Origin of the sequence: Psychrosphaera saromensis (assembly GCF_002954545.1) — a bacterium.
Classification (GTDB): domain Bacteria; phylum Pseudomonadota; class Gammaproteobacteria; order Enterobacterales; family Alteromonadaceae; genus Psychrosphaera; species Psychrosphaera saromensis.
Genome location: NZ_MSCH01000003.1, coordinates 3,600,777 through 3,616,888, shown reverse-complemented (window position 1 = coordinate 3,616,888; position 16,112 = coordinate 3,600,777). Strand labels below are relative to the sequence as shown.

The window sequence follows — 16,112 nt, the reverse complement described above, 5'->3', positions numbered from 1 at the left end:
TATTTTAGTTATCATCTTGTCCTGATTGTTTGAGTCGACTTAGTTTTAGAAACTTTTCTTTTAACGGTCCTTTGCTAGACTCAGCAATAGATGCAAACATTTTAGCAACTTCTGGTGGAATAGTTTTAGTGCTTGGTTTTATTTCTACTGGCGCTTCAGCTTTGGCTCGTTTCGATTGTAACGCCGCAGAATGCGGGCTGACTTTCATTTCGACAGTAACAAGCGCAGGGTCAAGCTGTTTACGAAATGCAGACAAAACATTAGATTGTTGCATTTTAAATCCGGTGGCAATGCCAGCAGAAGTGGTTTCTAAATAGACAATTGAGTTTTTATAGTTGCTTACTATGATGTTTTGAGCGATATTAGCACCTAATATTTCTGATAGAAGTTTGTGAATTAATCTAAATTTACTTGTTTTTTGACGATATAAAGATAGGTTGTTTGTTTCTTTGTCTGAACTTATTAGTTCATTTAACGATTTGGGTGTCTTCACTTATATGTCCGTGAAATTAGGTAGTAGTGAATGAGTTTAACACTTATTTATAGAGGAAAAAATGTAAGCTTTAAAACGAGAATGTTAAAAGCTCAGTGGCTTTCTGTTGCCTTGGTTTTAATATTACTTACAATATGGCTTGTACGTGGCGCAATTGGTCACACCGATGATACCAACCATGTACGCGAACAACTTAGTGTCGCGCAAAAAGAATACAGTGATGAAAAAGAACTGCTCATTCGACTGAAAAATCAAACTCAACATCAATTAAGTGCATTAACGTTAAAACTTGGCGAAATTAAAGGCCAGGTAAATCGATTAGATGCGTTTGCCTCTCGTTTAGCCCAACAATCTGAAATTCCTGATGACGAATTTAACTTTGCTACATTAGCGGCAACAGGCGGTCCTTTGACAACCAATGCTGAAGATGTAACTGCAAATGCAGAAACGTTATTCAGTGAGATGGATGAAATGTTGATTAAACTAGATGGCCAAGAAAGAAAGATGGCAGTACTTGAATCTATCTTGATGAATACCCATATAGAAGAAGAAATATTTATATCAGGAAGACCAATTCAACGTGGTTGGTTATCCTCGTATTTTGGCGTAAGAAAAGACCCGTTCACCGGTATGCCAGCCACTCATAAAGGTTTGGACTTTGCTGGTGAAGATGGCGGGGGTGTCGTTGTGACTGGTTCTGGCGTGGTAACATGGGCCGACAGTCGATTTGGTTATGGTAACTTAGTGGAAGTTGATCACGGTGATGGTATTGTCACTCGATACGGACACAATAAAGCCTTATTAGTAAGTGCTGGTGACATAGTAACCAAAGGACAAAAGATTGCATTAATGGGCAGTACAGGTAGGTCTACAGGACCACATGTTCATTACGAAGTAATAAAAAACGGTAAGCGAATAGACCCATTACCTTATGTCTATCGGAAAGCCGATTGACGATTAATTAGACGATATTTAATCAACATGTTGCAATCGGCCCTTTGGCCGATTGTTTATTTTTAGAATAATTAAAAGTAAAAAGCTAAAACCATGATCTCATCATTACTTACAAAGATGTTTGGTAGCAGAAACCAACGCACGCTTAAACAATTAAATAAAACTGTTCTAACTATCAATGCTTTAGAGCCTCAGTTTGAAAGTCTCACCGATCAAGAGTTAAAAGCGAAGACCGCAGAGTTTAAAGCTCGGTTAGAGCAAGACGAAACGTTAGATGATTTATTACCAGAAGCATTTGCCACTGTGCGCGAAGCCAGTAAACGTGTTTTTGGAATGCGTCATTTTGACATGCAGCTAGTTGGCGGCATGGTATTGAATCGTGGTTCCATTGCAGAAATGAGAACGGGTGAAGGTAAAACCCTTACCGCTACTTTACCAGCTTACTTAAATTCATTAGCGGGTGATGGCGTTCATGTTATTACCGTGAATGATTACCTAGCAACTCGTGATGCTGAAACTAACCGTCCATTATTTGAATTTTTGGATATGAGTGTTGGTTGTAATACTGCAGGTATGGCACACGATGCCAAAAAAGTTGCTTACAACGCCGATATTACTTACGGAACTAATAACGAATTTGGTTTTGACTACCTACGCGATAATATGGCGTTTGAAAGCAGTGAACGTGTTCAACGTAGCCGTCCATTTGCCATTATCGATGAAGTTGACTCAATCTTAATTGATGAAGCTCGTACCCCTTTGATTATTTCTGGTCCTGCTGAAGATGGCTCAGAAATGTACCTTAAGATAAATGAAATCGTTCCTTTACTTGAAAAACAAGAAAAAGACGACGAAGAAGGTGTTGAGGGCGATGGTGATTTCACCGCTGATGAAAAATCAAAACAAATTTATTTAACTGAAAGAGGCCAGGTTCGCGTAGAAGAAATTTTATTAGAACGTGGCATAGTCGCTGAAGGTGAATCTTTATATTCAGCAACTAACATTCCGTTATTACACAATGTATATGCAGCATTACGTGCGCATTTAATGTATCAAAAAGACATTGATTACATAGTTCAAGATGACCAAATTGTTATCATTGACGAGCATACCGGCCGTACAATGGAAGGTCGTCGCTGGTCAGAAGGTTTACACCAAGCTGTTGAAGCAAAAGAAGGTGTAAAAATTCAGAACGAGAATCAAACATTAGCTTCTATTACATTCCAGAACTTTTTCCGTATGTACGACAAATTGTCGGGCATGACAGGTACTGCTGATACAGAAGCATTTGAATTCCAACAAATTTACGGACTAGATACGGTTGTTGTACCAACTAACCGTCCTATGGTTCGTAATGACATGACTGATTTGGTTTACCTAACTCAGTTAGAAAAATACAAAGCAATCATTGAAGACATTAAAGATTGTCAAAAACGTGGGCAGCCAGTATTGGTTGGTACGGCGTCAATTGAGTCTTCAGAATTGTTATCTTCTTTCCTTAAGAAGGAAAAGATCAAACACAGCGTACTTAATGCGAAACAGCATGAGAAAGAAGCGCAAATCATTGAAGATGCAGGTACTTCAGGTACGGTAACTATCGCAACTAATATGGCCGGTCGTGGTACCGATATCGTATTAGGTGGTAATTGGCAGGCTGAAGCAGCTCGTCTTAAAAACCCAACTGAACAACAAGTTGAGCATCTTAAATCAGAATGGCAGAAACGTCATGATGCTGTATTAGCCGCTGGCGGATTACACATTATTGGTACTGAACGTCATGAGTCTCGTCGTATAGATAACCAATTACGTGGTCGTTCTGGTCGTCAAGGTGATGCTGGTAGCTCACGTTTCTATCTTTCAATGGAAGATACCTTAATGCGTTTATTCGCATCTGAACGTGTTACAAACATGATGCGTCGTTTAGGAATGGAAGATGGCGAAGCTATTGAACATCCTTGGGTAAACAAAGCAATTGAAAACGCTCAACGTAAAGTTGAAGCGCGTAACTTTGATATCCGTAAACAGTTATTAGAATACGATGACGTTGCCAATGACCAACGTAAAGTTATTTACTCACAACGTGACATGCTATTAGAAGAAGGTGATATCGGTGAAGTTATCGCTGGTATTCGTCAAGACGTAGTGGCAACGGTTCTAGATCTATATATTCCGCCTCAGTCGTTAGATGAGATGTGGGATCTTGAAGGATTAGAAGACCGTCTGAAAAGTGATATGTCAGTCGACTTACCAATTCGTAAGTGGATAGAAGAAGACGAAAAACTGCATGAAGAAACGTTAAAACAACGTATCAGTGAAAGTATTGATGAGATGTACAACGCTAAAGAAGCGCTAGTTGGTACAGATGTTTTACGTCACTTTGAAAAATCTATAATGCTACAGAGCTTAGATCAACACTGGAAAGAACATTTAGCGTCAATGGACCATTTACGCCAAGGTATTCATTTACGTGGTTATGCTCAGAAAAATCCAAAGCAAGAGTACAAACGTGAGTCGTTTGAATTATTCTCTACTATGTTGGAATTATTAAAAGCTGAAGTAACTAATGTTCTATGTCGTGTAAAAGTTCGTACTGAACAAGATGTAGATGCGGTTGAAGAGCAACGTCGTAAAGCCGACGCTGCACCAAAAGAATACCAGCACGAATCATCGGATCAATTATCTGAGCAAGAACAGAAAGACTCTATGATCAGAAATCAGCCAAAAGTTGGCCGTAACGATCCATGTCCTTGTGGTTCAGGTAAGAAATATAAACAATGCCACGGTAAGCTATCCTAATTTATTAGGCCTAAGTATTGTTATTAACGAAAAAAGGCGGATATCCGCCTTTTTTTATGACTAAAATAAATGAATTAAACCACTGGTGTTAGCCGGTGAATGTTACTGATGTTGCGGATGGTGCTGATAATATGAAAAAGACAATTAATGTTGCTGCTGCAGTTATATATGTGAATGGGATGTTTTTATTAAGCAAACGTTTAGACCATCAGCACCAAGGTGGTAAATGGGAATTTCCTGGCGGCAAAATAGAAGACGGCGAAAGCACAGAACAAGCGTTAGTACGTGAGTTAAAAGAAGAGCTCAATATTGATGTTACTGAACAATCACATTTTATGTCGTTAAGTTTTGAATACCCAGAAAAGCACGTTAATTTACATTTTCAACTTGTCACTGATTTTAGTGGCAAAGAGCAAGGCGTGGAAGGGCAGAAAGTTGAATGGTTTACTAAGAACAATTTAATAAAGCTGACCTTTCCAGATGCAAACGTACCAGTTGTGAATAAAATTAAGCAACTAACGTAGAATTTGACCGTAATATTTGGCGGTAACCACACTTTATAGCTGACTTTCAGTGATAAGGTTTGATACAATCCCGCCTCATTTTTGTTCAACACTCAAAAGTAGAATTTCCAAACTATGTTAGAAGTGAATCCTGTATTAAACCAACTTGCCGATATACGCACTCGTACCGACGTGCTTCGGGGGTATCTTTGACTACGATAATAAAAGAGAGTTACTAGAAGAGGTTTCAGGTGAGCTTGAAAATCCAGACGTTTGGAACGATCCTGCTAGAGCGCAAAAACTAGGTAAAGATAAGTCGACCTTAGAAGCCATAGTCGACACTATCGATCAGCTTGATTTAGGCACTGAAGATATTGAAGGGTTAATTGAATTAGCCCAAGAAGCGGAAGATCAAGAAACCTTTGACGAAGCTGAATCTGAACTCGCAGAATTACTGACTAAATTAGAATTATTAGAGTTTCGCCGTATGTTCGCAGGCGAGCAAGACTCAAGCAACGCATACATAGATTTACAATCTGGTTCTGGCGGCACAGAAGCGCAAGACTGGTGTAACATGTTATTACGCATGTATTTACGCTGGGGCGAAGCCAAAGGCTTTAAAACTGAATTGATTGAAGTTACCGCCGGCGATGTTGCTGGTATTAAAGGTGCAACAATTCGCTTCTCTGGTGAATATGCATTTGGTTGGTGCCGTACTGAAACGGGCGTACATCGTTTAGTGCGTAAATCGCCGTTTGACTCAAGTGGCAAACGTCACACATCATTTGCCTCTGCGTTTGTTTATCCTGAAGTGGATGACAATATAGACATTGATATTAATACCTCAGATTTAAAAATTGATACTTACCGTGCATCAGGTGCCGGTGGTCAGCACGTTAATACTACAGATTCTGCGGTACGTATTACTCACTTACCGACTAATACGGTAGTGCAATGTCAGAACGAACGTTCACAACACAAGAATAAAGACCAAGCCATGAAGCAGCTAAAAGCGAAACTTTATGAGTTGGAAATGTTAAAACAAAATGCTGAAAAACAAGTGGCAGAAGATTCAAAATCTGACATAGGTTGGGGCAGTCAAATACGTTCATACGTATTAGATGACTCACGCATTAAAGATTTGAGAACCGGTATTGAAAACCGCAATACTCAAGCAGTATTAGACGGTGATTTAGACAAGTTTATAGAAGCTAGTTTGAAATCTGGTTTATAGTAAAAAACTGTCCATTGATGAATGTAAAATTCATAAAACAAATTGATAAAAAATTGAAAGTTAAGTTAGTTTAAATAAGAAAAACTAGCCCAGTAAAATAGATTAATGCTAATTAGAGAATAATATGACTGACCAAATTCAAGACGAAAACAAATTGATAGCAGAGCGTCGTGCTAAATTAGACGCAATCCGCGCTAACTGTAGTGCTAATGGTCATCCGAATAAGTTCCGTCGTGAACATTATGCTGAAGACTTACAAAAAGAATTTGGTGAAAAATCAAAAGAAGAATTGATTGAAGCACACACGGTTGTTTCTATCGCGGGTCGTATTATGGCGAAACGTGGTCCATTCTTGTTACTACAAGATATGTCTGGCCGCATTCAAGCGTATGCATCGAAAGACACGCAAAAAGTATTAAAAGAAAAATACGGTGTATTGGACATTGGCGATATTGTTGGTGTTACAGGTCCCCTTAATAAGTCAGGTAAAGGCGACTTATACGTAGATATGGTTGAATATGAATTATTAACTAAGTCATTACGTCCATTACCAGAAAAATTCCACGGCTTAACAGACCAAGAAGCTAAGTATCGTCAGCGTTACGTAGACTTGATCACTAATCAAGATACGCGTAATACTTTCTTTATCCGTTCTAAAATTGTTGATGGAATTCGTCGTTTCTTAACTGACCGTAATTATATGGAAGTTGAAACGCCAATGTTACAAGTTATCCCTGGTGGCGCTACCGCAAAACCATTTGTGACACATCACAATGCAATGAACCGTGATATGTACTTACGTATTGCGCCTGAGCTTTACTTAAAACGTTTAGTGGTTGGTGGTTTTGAACGTGTATTCGAAATCAACCGTAACTTCCGTAACGAAGGTCTATCTACGCGTCATAATCCAGAATTCACTATGATTGAATTCTACCAAGCGTATGCAGATTACAAAGACCTAATGGACATCACAGAAGAGATGTTACGTACATTAGCGAATGACATCTTAGGTTCAGCTGTTATTACTAACACAGTTAAAGATACAGACGGCAATGTTGTAGAAACTAAAGAATACGACTTTGGTCAACCGTTCACACGTTTAACTATGTCTGATGCGGTATTAAAATATTATCCTGAAGCGACTGCCAATCCAGAATGGAAAGCGGCTATTCAAGACCCAGAGAACAACTTAGCGACATTAAAAGTAATGGCGAAAGCCCTGCATATTAAAGAGCCTGAAGTTGACGGAATTTGGGGCGCAGGTAAATACTTGTGTGAAATCTTTGAAGCAACAGCGGAAGAGTTATTAGACCAGCCTACATTCATTACTGCGTATCCATGGGAAGTTTCTCCACTGGCACGTCGTAACGATGAGAATGGTTTTGTTACTGACCGTTTTGAATTCTTTGTTGGTGGCCGTGAGCTTGCTAATGGTTTCTCTGAGTTAAATGATGCGGCTGATCAAGCTGAGCGTTTCAGCAAACAGGTTGTTGAGAAAGACGCAGGCGACGATGAAGCTATGCATTACGACGAAGATTACATTCAAGCATTAGAGTTTGGTTTACCACCAACCGCTGGTGAAGGTATCGGTATTGACCGTTTGGTTATGTTGTTTACTGACTCGCCAACAATTAAAGATGTAATTTTATTCCCGCACATGAAACCTGTTGCTAACTCAGAGCAATCTGAAGAAGAATAAAGTAAGCGGTTATAAACAGATTGTTTTAATAGAATATAAAAAACGCCTTCATTATGAAGGCGTTTTGTTAACTAGCTATTAAAGAAAATAACAATCGACTAATAGCTAAGTAAGGGCTGTTGATTAATAGCCGTTAACTCAAATTAGTTTTTATTTAGTAACTGGCTAATGTCGATTGCCCAGTCTGACTCTGGAACTTCTAAGATTCGGCCTAATTCAATATTGTCTCGGTAGATTATTAAGGTTGGTGTTTTCTTTATGCCGTGCTCTTTTGCCAACATTTTTGGATCTGACTTACTTGTATCTAATGCATAAAACCAAGGTTTTATATTTGAGTTATTAACTTGTTCTAATAGGTTAATAATTCGCGGTACTTCACGGACGCTGTCATGGCACCACTGACCAAAAAATACTTTTATTTGGATATCAGCATCTAAATTTTTTAATGTGCTTAAATCTGATTCTGAATAGTCTACGTCGTTACTATGTTGAGCAAAGTTTGAAAAGTTAGACAGAATATCTTGTGAGGAAATTTCACCCACAAAGTAACTTTCATCTTCGCCGTAGGCTGAACCGAACGATAACAGTGAACACAGAACAAGTAGTAGTGTAAAAGGTTTGGTAATTTTCATAATAACTATCTCAGGTTAGGTTTTGATAAGAATTATATTCACTCTGACGCAGAGTGAATTGATTAGCAATTAACATTTGCTTTATATGCAGTTAAAATTGCAAAAACTGTGATTAATAATACCTCTTGTATGAATATATAATATACTAAGCGTAATTAACTTATAGAGACCTTGTCTCAAAAGTAAATGACGTATTGAGCATAATAAAGGAAAGATAAGTGAAGTTTGTAGTATCGTTTTTATATTTAGCTATGGTGTTAATGAGTCCAATAACTTGGGCTGCAAAAACCTATTTAACTTTAGATAGTGTTGCTGTATTAGATTCACCAAATGGCTCTATTGTTGAACAATGGGCGAAAAGAACCTTGTTTACCTCAGATTCTGAATCAGATGAGTGGATCACTATTTCTGGCCATTTCCCTAAAGGACAGTGGCAACCACTGGAAACTGATCTATTCATAAAGAAATCTGAGCCATTAAAGCTGCGTATTCCTTATAAAGAAAACTCTGCTAGGACTATTGTGTACAGAGCTCTTCACACTGTAGGTGTAGATGCTAAAAGATATAAGTTACTAGCTGATACTAAAGTTTATTTTTATAATCCACAAACGGTAAAACCAGATAGCTCAAGTGAAGCCGAAGACCCTTCAAACGAAACAGAAAGTGCTTTAAGTGCTGACTCTGTAAATACCGAATCACTTAATACAGATTCTGTTAATAGCGAAAAAATTGAAGCAGAGCCGGCTAAAACCGCGATTTGGAAAAAAGACACTGTATTCACTTCAGCTTCAGAAGACCGATATATAATTAAAGCCACAGGTTATGTCAGTGAAAATTCCTGGCAAGCGCTAGATAAACCTGTTTGGATAAAAAAGTCAGCTCAATACCAAGACCGTACTAAACCACTGAAATATGAACGTAAATCGGGGAGTAAACGGTTTGCTGTTATTGACAAAAAACGCTTTGAATTATCAGTGTATGAAGTTGTTGACGGTAAAAAAGAAAAGTTAATGCGTACGCCGGTTGCTCTTGGTTTTGATCGTTGTTTGCCTGAAGAGAAAGGTGGTAAATGTTATTACACTCCAGAAGGCGAGTTTGAAGTTGAGTTTCAATTATTTGATCCTGACGGAATTAATTGGTGTATACCTCCTAAAATGTCTGGCGAGTTTAAGAATAAAATAGCTAAAGGCGAACGTTGTTCACGTGGCACTATGGGCAATTATGCTATGCATTTTGGTAATTCCTATTTCTTACACGGTACATCAAACCCTAATTCAATAGGCGGACGTACAACACACGGCTGTATTAGGTTGCGTAATCCAGATATAGAAATGGTGTACCAGATGTTGAAAAATGGCGATAAGGTTTTGATCAGCGAAACACCAGAAGAGTTTGATTTATTTGCGTTAGCAGGTCAAAAGCCAGCGTTAGAAGATGAAACTAAGCCAGCTGAATTAGAAAAGTTGAAATCAGAAGAGCTAAGAAAAGAAGAATTAGAAACAGAGTCTATTTTATAGTCTCTGTTTTATAGTGTCTGTTTTATAGTGTCTGTTTCAGAGCGGTAGATGTGGTATCTAACAAAGATGTAAAAGATTCAAAGTTATCCGTAATAACTGAAATTTCATCATGCTTTGCCGCTTTTTCTATAACGGCCGATATTGCTTGGATTTCAAATGCACCAATACTTGCTGACGCGCCTTTAATTGAGTGAGCAAGCTTACCTATCTCTATCCAATCTTGTTTTGAGTGCGCTTGAGCTAACTGTGGCAGGTTTTCGGCTAACTGTTCAACATACATGCCTATGATTGACATATATAAATCTTCATCGTCCATACAGTTGGTTAATCCCTGTTTGGTATCGATTCCGCTAACACTTGCAAGTGCTTCAATAGACATATTAATCCCTCAATTAAACATTACGCTTTAAGGGACTTAATATACAGATATTCCAACTGATCATTCAAGTAAGAAATAGCTAAAAGCAAAAATATTTTACCTCTACCAAGCATCATCCCAGTCTTTTAATTCAATTACATCGTTTACCTGTACGTTATTCATAAAGGCAGAGTCTAAACTCTCGGCAATCGCTGTGTTTTGATAAACCTGAGTGATCCTTACTCGGTAAGGGCTAACCACAAAATTAGTTAATAGATTGTTCCTATCATCAATACTATCGGCTCTATATGAAACGTGGTATTCCTGACCAATATTAACACCTTGAGCTCGACCAATATTAAGCTGAATTTTCCCACCATCTTTCACGCTCATGATTTTACTTTGTAATTTTTGGCAACTGAATACCGCCACTAAGTCGTTACGCATGTCGGATAATAAATTCTCAATGGCGACACCATAACTGTCGTGCCAAAAATTTTGGCTAGTGACATTTACTTGCTGGTTCTTAGGTATTCCCCATTCTGCTTCGGTATTGTATCTATTCTGGTATAACACTTCATGGGTTAGGGCATTGGCGACTAAGATATCTAGAGCAAAAAAACGTTCAAATTTATCGTCTTGCCAAAATTTGTAGTCGTTGGTCTCAACTCCAAATGAAAGATCGGTAATACGACCAAACATAACAAATTGGGTATTTGCACTATTGGCAACGGCATCAATTAGTTCGTGACGCATTTGGCCTTGTTGCTCAAAGTCGTTATTAACATTTAATTTTTTATCTAACCAGGTGACTGGGTATATTCCATTGGCTTCATTTTTTAATAAGGTTTGAATTTTTCTTGGTATTTCTTTTTCTAATGGATATAAATTACCGATATTTGCATCAGCCCAATGTTGAATTGGAAACTGTGTTATCGCCACTTTTTTACTAAATTCTGATGAATGACATTCTTCATTTTCGGCAAAGATATCGGCGCGTACTGTGATAGTAAACATATCTCCACTTTGTCTTTCTTCTACAATTTCAATTTGATCAACAATACCGAGAGCTTGAACTTGAAGTTGGTCGTCAACTAATAATCCTTTTGATATCTTTTGCACGCTGGATACATTGGCACCAGAAAATAACATAGCTTGCTTTACGGCATCTTGTAATGCTCTAGTTTTTGCACTTTTATAGTCACCATTGCGTACTTTTGCTTGTCCGGTAGCTTCATACCATTGTGCATTAGCGATCGTGACGTTAAGCATTAGAGCTACAGTTAAACAGATTTTGGTGACAGTCATGTTATTAAGCATATTGATATTCACTAATGGTGGATAATTAAAATTGATTGTTTGTTACTGTATACGACAATAAATTGTCACTAATAAACAATAACCGCTTTGGTAGTTAGAACAGCAAAAACTACGCCAAAGATCTACATTGAAAAAAACCTTATAAAATAATAAGTTAAATACTATTAGTTGTATGGATTGTGATTGGCTCAATAATTGAATACATGATTGTTAAATACTCATAAGTGATAACTAGAGAATTGCCTTAATGAAATTTATAAAATCAAAATTAGTACCAAGCATAGCAATATTATTTGCCTTTATATTATCTGGCTGTGGCATGTTCTTGGACAAACACGTGGTTTGGGAATACGAAGAGCCTAAAACTTTTCCAGTTCTTAGAGCGATTGGTTATGCGCCAATTGAAGCTCAACCTGGTGATAGTATTGAAATAAAAAACATTATGGCGATGCGCGCATCTAAATTAGACGCATACCGAGAATTAACTGAGCAAGTTTATGGCCAGCAGATACAAGGTAAGTCAGAAGTTAAGAACTTGGTATCATCGGACGATAAGTTACGTTCTAAAGTCTCAGGGGTAATACGGGGCGCTAAAATCGTTAAAGTTTACCCAGTCGGTGGCACTTACGCTACAGAGTTAGAATTAGATATGAAATTAGTACATGAGTTGTATCAAATAAATACACGCTCAAGAACGATAAAAAGAGTCGACTACTATTAAGCGATTAGATCTATATTTATATAGCTAACGCTAATTTAAATAGCAGACATTAAAAAAGCGCTAACGAGTAATCGTTAGCGCTTTTTTTAGTAAAGTTGGTTAGCAAAAAGTTACGATAACTTTTCGATGTCAGCGATTTCTTTAGTGAAATCGCCTAATTCCAACTCAACACATTCTTTTTCTTCTTGCCAATCTAGACCAATGATCATGTTGTCTTCTGATAAATCTTCAAACCAAAACTCAAGCCAGTCAGCCACTGAGATTTGAGTTGGCTTATAGTCAGCCCAATCGTCAGTACAGCTTTTTTGTGCCATGCTTTCAGTTGACCATAAAGGCATACTTTCAGCATCTTCAAAATTAGCTGAGTCTACAATTACCCAACCTTCATTTGCTTTATCTTGTAATGCCCAAAGCATTTGTGTTGCTTGAATTTCTGCAAAGAATTCTTTTTTTACGTCTGACATCTTAATTACCTTATGCGGCTTCTATTGCCTGGTTTATTGCCTGACTTTTTAGCGCCAGTACCATTTGAATTTTTACTCGACGGCTTATTAGCCATAGGTTTAGAGTTACTTGTTGGTTTCCCTTTACCGATAGGTCTTTTCTCTGATTTAGTATCCGACTTAGCATCCGATTTAACCGCTGGTTTAAATTGACCTAAACCAGTATGACGAGACAATGCGCGTTGACCTTTACCTTGAGCATTATTTTTAGAACCAGGACGATAATTACCTAAACGCTCTTCGTTCTCAGATGCTGGCGGTACTAAGTGATGAACACCATGGCCAATAAGTTTAGCTAATCCCATGTCTTTTAATGCATGACGGATCATCTTCCAGTTTTTCGCATCGTGGTAACGTAATATCGCTTTATGCAATCTACGTTCTTTTTCACCACGAGGAATCGCAACTGTCTCATTGGTTTTCTTAACTTTATGCAATGTATCGATTTCTGTGTGATACATAGTTGTAGCCGTTGCCATTGGCGACGGATAAAAGTTTTGTACCTGGTCTAAACGGAATTTATTTTCTTTCAACCACAAAGCCAAGTTGATCATGTCTTTGGTTGTTGTACCTGGATGTGCTGCAATAAAGTAAGGTATTAAATACTGCTCTTTACCGGCTTCTTTAGAGTACTTCTCAAACAACTCTTTAAACTTGTGGTAACTGCCCATACCCGGTTTCATCATCTTAGATAATGGACCTTCTTCGGTATGCTCAGGTGCAATTTTTAAATAACCACCAACGTGATGCGTTACTAATTCTTTAACATAACGTGGATCTTGTATCGCTAAGTCATAACGAACACCAGAGGCGATAAGTACTTTCTTTATGCCTTTTAATTCACGAGCTCGTTGATACAACTTAATAGTTGGTTCGTGGTCTGTGTCCATGTGTTTACAAATATCTGGATAAACACAAGATGCACGACGACACGTTGCTTCTGCTTTCGCTGACTGACAACGCAACATATACATGTTTGCTGTTGGGCCACCAAGATCTGATATAACACCGGTAAAGCCAGGCACTACATCACGAATTTGTTCAATTTCTTGAATAATTGAATCTTCAGAACGACTTTGAATAATACGACCTTCATGTTCCGTAATAGAACAGAAAGTACAACCACCGTAACAACCACGCATAATATTAACTGAGGTTTTTATCATGTCGTAAGCAGGGATTTTTTTGCCTTCGTATTTTGGATGTGGAATACGCGCATAAGGCATACCAAATACAAAATCCATTTCTTCTGTTTCCAGTGGAAATGCAGGAGGATTAATCCAAATACTTCTATCACCATGACGCTGCATTAATGCTTTAGCACAACCAGGGTTAGTTTCTTGGTGTAAAATACGGTTGGTGTGAGCATACAAAGTTTGGTTTTTAGAAACCACTTCATAAGCGGGTAATTTAATATAAACACGATCCCAGGGACGACGTAACTGAGTTTTATCTTTTACTCGGTTATATGGTTGAACCACAATCGCTTGGCTGCCACCATTTGCGTTTGCACTTGGATCTACTGCACTGTCTGCAATCGCTTGGTCTTTGTTATCACAAGTGTTTGCATCATATTCTTGGTAAGGGTTCATTATTGGATCGATAATGCCCGGCTTATCAATATGCGTTGAGTCTATACCTTGCCAGTCTTCTAATGCGTTTTTCACCATGATCGCAGTACCACGAACATCTTTAATTTCTTTGATGTCTTCACCACGAGAAATTCTGTGCGTGATTTCAACAAGTGGACGTTCAGCATTACCAAATATCAACATATCGGCTTTTGAATCTACCAGCACAGAACGGCGAACTTTGTCAGACCAGTAATCGTAATGGCTAATACGGCGTAAGCTAGCTTCGATGCCACCAATTACAATTGGTACACCCTTATAGGCTTCGCGACAACGTTGAGAGTAAACGGTAACTGCACGGTCTGGACGTTTGCCACCAATGTTGTCTGGGGTATACGCATCATCGTGTCTTAATTTTCTGTCGGCAGTGTAACGGTTGATCATGGAGTCCATGTTGCCCGCTGCAACACCAAAATATAGGTTTGGTTTACCTAGTTTTTGAAAGTCATTTTTTGAATGCCAGTCTGGTTGGTCAATAATACCAACTCGGAAACCTTGTGCTTCTAACATTCTGCCAATAACCGCCATACCAAAACTAGGATGGTCTACATAGGCATCACCGGTAACAATAATAACATCACAGCTGTCCCAACCGAGTTGATCCATCTCTTCTCTGGTGGTTGGTAAAAAAGGCGCAGGCCCAAAACATTCCGCCCAATACTTAGGGTAATCCCATAACTTCTTTTCCGAGATAACGGTAGCTTGTGGTGGCTTATTTGATTTTGTCAAAGCAGACAATTGAGATTGCATATTATTGGTGTACCCGTAGCTCAAATTCAGTAACAAGATTTGATTAAAAAATAATCAATCATTGATGGACGGGCGATTATACAGAATATTTAGTCCAATTGGTAAAGGGTTTTCCCTAAATTAGCGTAAGCTGGCAATATTTTGTTGCAGCTTGCTCAAAGATACATACAATATGCCAACATTTTGAAAGGATTGTTGAATATGAATTCCAGTATAACAGCTGAAGAAAAGCCAGAAATTGAAAATGAATCTTCCAGTAATACAAAGACTTGGATCTCCTTATTTGTGTTTGTAGCGGTCTCGTTACTATTTTACTTAGTCCCTGAAATTGATTTGTGGGTAACAAGACAATTTTATGATGAAACTGATGGATTTTATTTTAATGAAACCCCATTAGTGCAAATAACCTATGACATCTTTAGAGATATGCCAAAAGTATTATTACCATTGATGCTTGTATTCCTATTGTTGGGATTTAAATCAACGTATTGTAAAATACGTCGTCACTTATGTTGGTTTGCGTTAGTCGCCTTGTTAATCGGCCCAGGCATTATCGTTCATAACGTATTTAAAGACAGCTGGGATAGAGCTCGTCCGAGAGCGGTTGTTGAGTTTGGCGGTGATAAAACCTTTTCACCAGCTTGGGTTATTTCAGATCAGTGTGAACGTAATTGTTCTTTTGTTAGTGGACATGCCGCAATGGGCTTCTATTTCATGATCTTAGGCTGGTTGTTTGGTTCAAGAAAATGGTTTTACATTGGTTTAGGTATTGGCTCTGCCGTTGGTATGATCCGAGTCATGCAAGGTGGGCACTTTCTAAGTGATTCTATCCTCGCAGGCTTTATGGTTTATTGGAGTATCTGGTTAGTTGCTAAATGGATGCGTGTACCAAATCCAGGTGACAAGTGGCAATGTCCAGAAGTGGAAAAACAAAGATTATTATGCGAGCAAGAAAAGGAAACGGCTCCAAATTAATAAGTAAACTTATGAATTCCTTTATA

Annotated in this window: 14 protein-coding genes; 8 read left to right on the top strand and 6 right to left on the bottom strand. The window is 38.2% G+C overall.

What is annotated here, in order from left to right; all coding sequences use genetic code 11:
• Window positions 1-4: 4 nt before the first annotated feature.
• Window positions 5-493, bottom strand: a complete 489-nt coding sequence (locus BTO11_RS16330) for a DciA family protein (protein ID WP_105053597.1) — start codon at window positions 491-493, stop codon at window positions 5-7.
• Window positions 494-523: 30 nt separating this feature from the next.
• Between BTO11_RS16330 and BTO11_RS16325 the strand changes: the two genes are divergently transcribed.
• From BTO11_RS16325 to lysS, 5 genes are all read left to right on the top strand, one after another.
• Window positions 524-1,447, top strand: a complete 924-nt coding sequence (locus BTO11_RS16325; protein ID WP_105053596.1) for a M23 family metallopeptidase — start codon at window positions 524-526, stop codon at window positions 1,445-1,447.
• A 93-nt stretch (window positions 1,448-1,540) separates the two neighbouring features.
• Window positions 1,541-4,243 (top strand): preprotein translocase subunit SecA, encoded by a 2,703-nt coding sequence (gene secA, locus BTO11_RS16320; RefSeq protein ID WP_105053595.1) that lies wholly within the window; start codon window positions 1,541-1,543, stop codon window positions 4,241-4,243.
• Window positions 4,244-4,374: 131 nt separating this feature from the next.
• Window positions 4,375-4,767 (top strand): 8-oxo-dGTP diphosphatase MutT, encoded by a 393-nt coding sequence (mutT, locus tag BTO11_RS16315; RefSeq protein ID WP_105053805.1) that lies wholly within the window; start codon window positions 4,375-4,377, stop codon window positions 4,765-4,767.
• A gap of 114 nt (window positions 4,768-4,881) precedes the next feature.
• Window positions 4,882-5,980 (top strand): peptide chain release factor 2 gene (prfB, locus tag BTO11_RS16310; protein WP_105053594.1). Its coding sequence is split into 2 segments (ribosomal slippage): window positions 4,882-4,956 and window positions 4,958-5,980, totalling 1,098 coding nucleotides; the frame shifts between segments, so codons are not numbered across the junction.
• A gap of 124 nt (window positions 5,981-6,104) precedes the next feature.
• Window positions 6,105-7,679, top strand: coding sequence for a lysine--tRNA ligase (lysS, locus tag BTO11_RS16305; protein WP_105053593.1), 1,575 nt, complete (start codon window positions 6,105-6,107; stop codon window positions 7,677-7,679).
• Window positions 7,680-7,822: 143 nt separating this feature from the next.
• Here the strand turns inward: lysS and BTO11_RS16300 are convergent, their stop codons facing one another.
• On the bottom strand, window positions 7,823-8,311 hold the full coding sequence (locus tag BTO11_RS16300; protein WP_105053592.1) for a thioredoxin family protein: 489 nt from the start codon (window positions 8,309-8,311) through the stop codon (window positions 7,823-7,825).
• Window positions 8,312-8,529: 218 nt separating this feature from the next.
• Between BTO11_RS16300 and BTO11_RS16295 the strand changes: the two genes are divergently transcribed.
• Window positions 8,530-9,828 (top strand): L,D-transpeptidase, encoded by a 1,299-nt coding sequence (locus tag BTO11_RS16295; RefSeq protein ID WP_105053591.1) that lies wholly within the window; start codon window positions 8,530-8,532, stop codon window positions 9,826-9,828.
• A 22-nt stretch (window positions 9,829-9,850) separates the two neighbouring features.
• On the opposite strand, the gene BTO11_RS16290 is transcribed toward BTO11_RS16295, so the two are convergent.
• Together BTO11_RS16290 and BTO11_RS16285 are read right to left on the bottom strand one after the other, a co-directional pair.
• On the bottom strand, window positions 9,851-10,207 hold the full coding sequence (locus BTO11_RS16290; RefSeq protein ID WP_105053590.1) for an Hpt domain-containing protein: 357 nt from the start codon (window positions 10,205-10,207) through the stop codon (window positions 9,851-9,853).
• A gap of 102 nt (window positions 10,208-10,309) precedes the next feature.
• Window positions 10,310-11,458 carry a flagellar assembly protein T N-terminal domain-containing protein gene (locus BTO11_RS16285; RefSeq protein ID WP_181135944.1) on the bottom strand — a complete coding sequence of 383 codons (1,149 nt, stop codon included), beginning with the start codon at window positions 11,456-11,458 and terminating at the stop codon, window positions 10,310-10,312.
• Between the two features lie 295 nt (window positions 11,459-11,753).
• On the opposite strand from BTO11_RS16285, the gene BTO11_RS16280 reads away from it, so the two are divergent.
• Window positions 11,754-12,227 (top strand): LPP20 family lipoprotein, encoded by a 474-nt coding sequence (locus BTO11_RS16280; protein ID WP_105053588.1) that lies wholly within the window; start codon window positions 11,754-11,756, stop codon window positions 12,225-12,227.
• Window positions 12,228-12,337: 110 nt separating this feature from the next.
• Here BTO11_RS16280 and BTO11_RS16275 read toward each other — a convergent pair whose 3' ends face one another.
• Both BTO11_RS16275 and BTO11_RS16270 read right to left on the bottom strand, forming a co-directional pair.
• Window positions 12,338-12,691, bottom strand: coding sequence for a DUF2750 domain-containing protein (locus BTO11_RS16275; RefSeq protein WP_105053587.1), 354 nt, complete (start codon window positions 12,689-12,691; stop codon window positions 12,338-12,340).
• 5 nt (window positions 12,692-12,696) lie between these two features.
• Window positions 12,697-15,111 carry a YgiQ family radical SAM protein gene (locus BTO11_RS16270; RefSeq protein WP_105053586.1) on the bottom strand — a complete coding sequence of 805 codons (2,415 nt, stop codon included), beginning with the start codon at window positions 15,109-15,111 and terminating at the stop codon, window positions 12,697-12,699.
• Window positions 15,112-15,312: 201 nt separating this feature from the next.
• Here BTO11_RS16270 and BTO11_RS16265 point away from each other — a divergent pair, with 201 nt between their 5' ends.
• A complete protein-coding gene (locus tag BTO11_RS16265; RefSeq protein WP_105053585.1) occupies window positions 15,313-16,086 on the top strand; it encodes a phosphatase PAP2 family protein in 774 nt (257 codons plus the stop codon).
• Window positions 16,087-16,112: the final 26 nt, after the last annotated feature.

What these genes read in the sequence shown, in the direction of transcription:
- BTO11_RS16275 (WP_105053587.1), bottom strand. Translation starts at nt 12,691, where the DNA reads ATGTCAGACGTAAAAAAAGAATTCTTTGCAGAAATTCAAGCAACACAA.
- mutT (WP_105053805.1), top strand. Translation starts at nt 4,375, where the DNA reads ATGAAAAAGACAATTAATGTTGCTGCTGCAGTTATATATGTGAATGGG.
- lysS (WP_105053593.1), top strand. Translation starts at nt 6,105, where the DNA reads ATGACTGACCAAATTCAAGACGAAAACAAATTGATAGCAGAGCGTCGT.
- BTO11_RS16265 (WP_105053585.1), top strand. Translation starts at nt 15,313, where the DNA reads ATGAATTCCAGTATAACAGCTGAAGAAAAGCCAGAAATTGAAAATGAA.
- BTO11_RS16280 (WP_105053588.1), top strand. Translation starts at nt 11,754, where the DNA reads ATGAAATTTATAAAATCAAAATTAGTACCAAGCATAGCAATATTATTT.
- BTO11_RS16290 (WP_105053590.1), bottom strand. Translation starts at nt 10,207, where the DNA reads ATGTCTATTGAAGCACTTGCAAGTGTTAGCGGAATCGATACCAAACAG.
- BTO11_RS16325 (WP_105053596.1), top strand. Translation starts at nt 524, where the DNA reads ATGAGTTTAACACTTATTTATAGAGGAAAAAATGTAAGCTTTAAAACG.
- BTO11_RS16270 (WP_105053586.1), bottom strand. Translation starts at nt 15,111, where the DNA reads ATGCAATCTCAATTGTCTGCTTTGACAAAATCAAATAAGCCACCACAA.
- BTO11_RS16285 (WP_181135944.1), bottom strand. Translation starts at nt 11,458, where the DNA reads ATGCTTAACGTCACGATCGCTAATGCACAATGGTATGAAGCTACCGGA.
- secA (WP_105053595.1), top strand. Translation starts at nt 1,541, where the DNA reads ATGATCTCATCATTACTTACAAAGATGTTTGGTAGCAGAAACCAACGC.
- BTO11_RS16300 (WP_105053592.1), bottom strand. Translation starts at nt 8,311, where the DNA reads ATGAAAATTACCAAACCTTTTACACTACTACTTGTTCTGTGTTCACTG.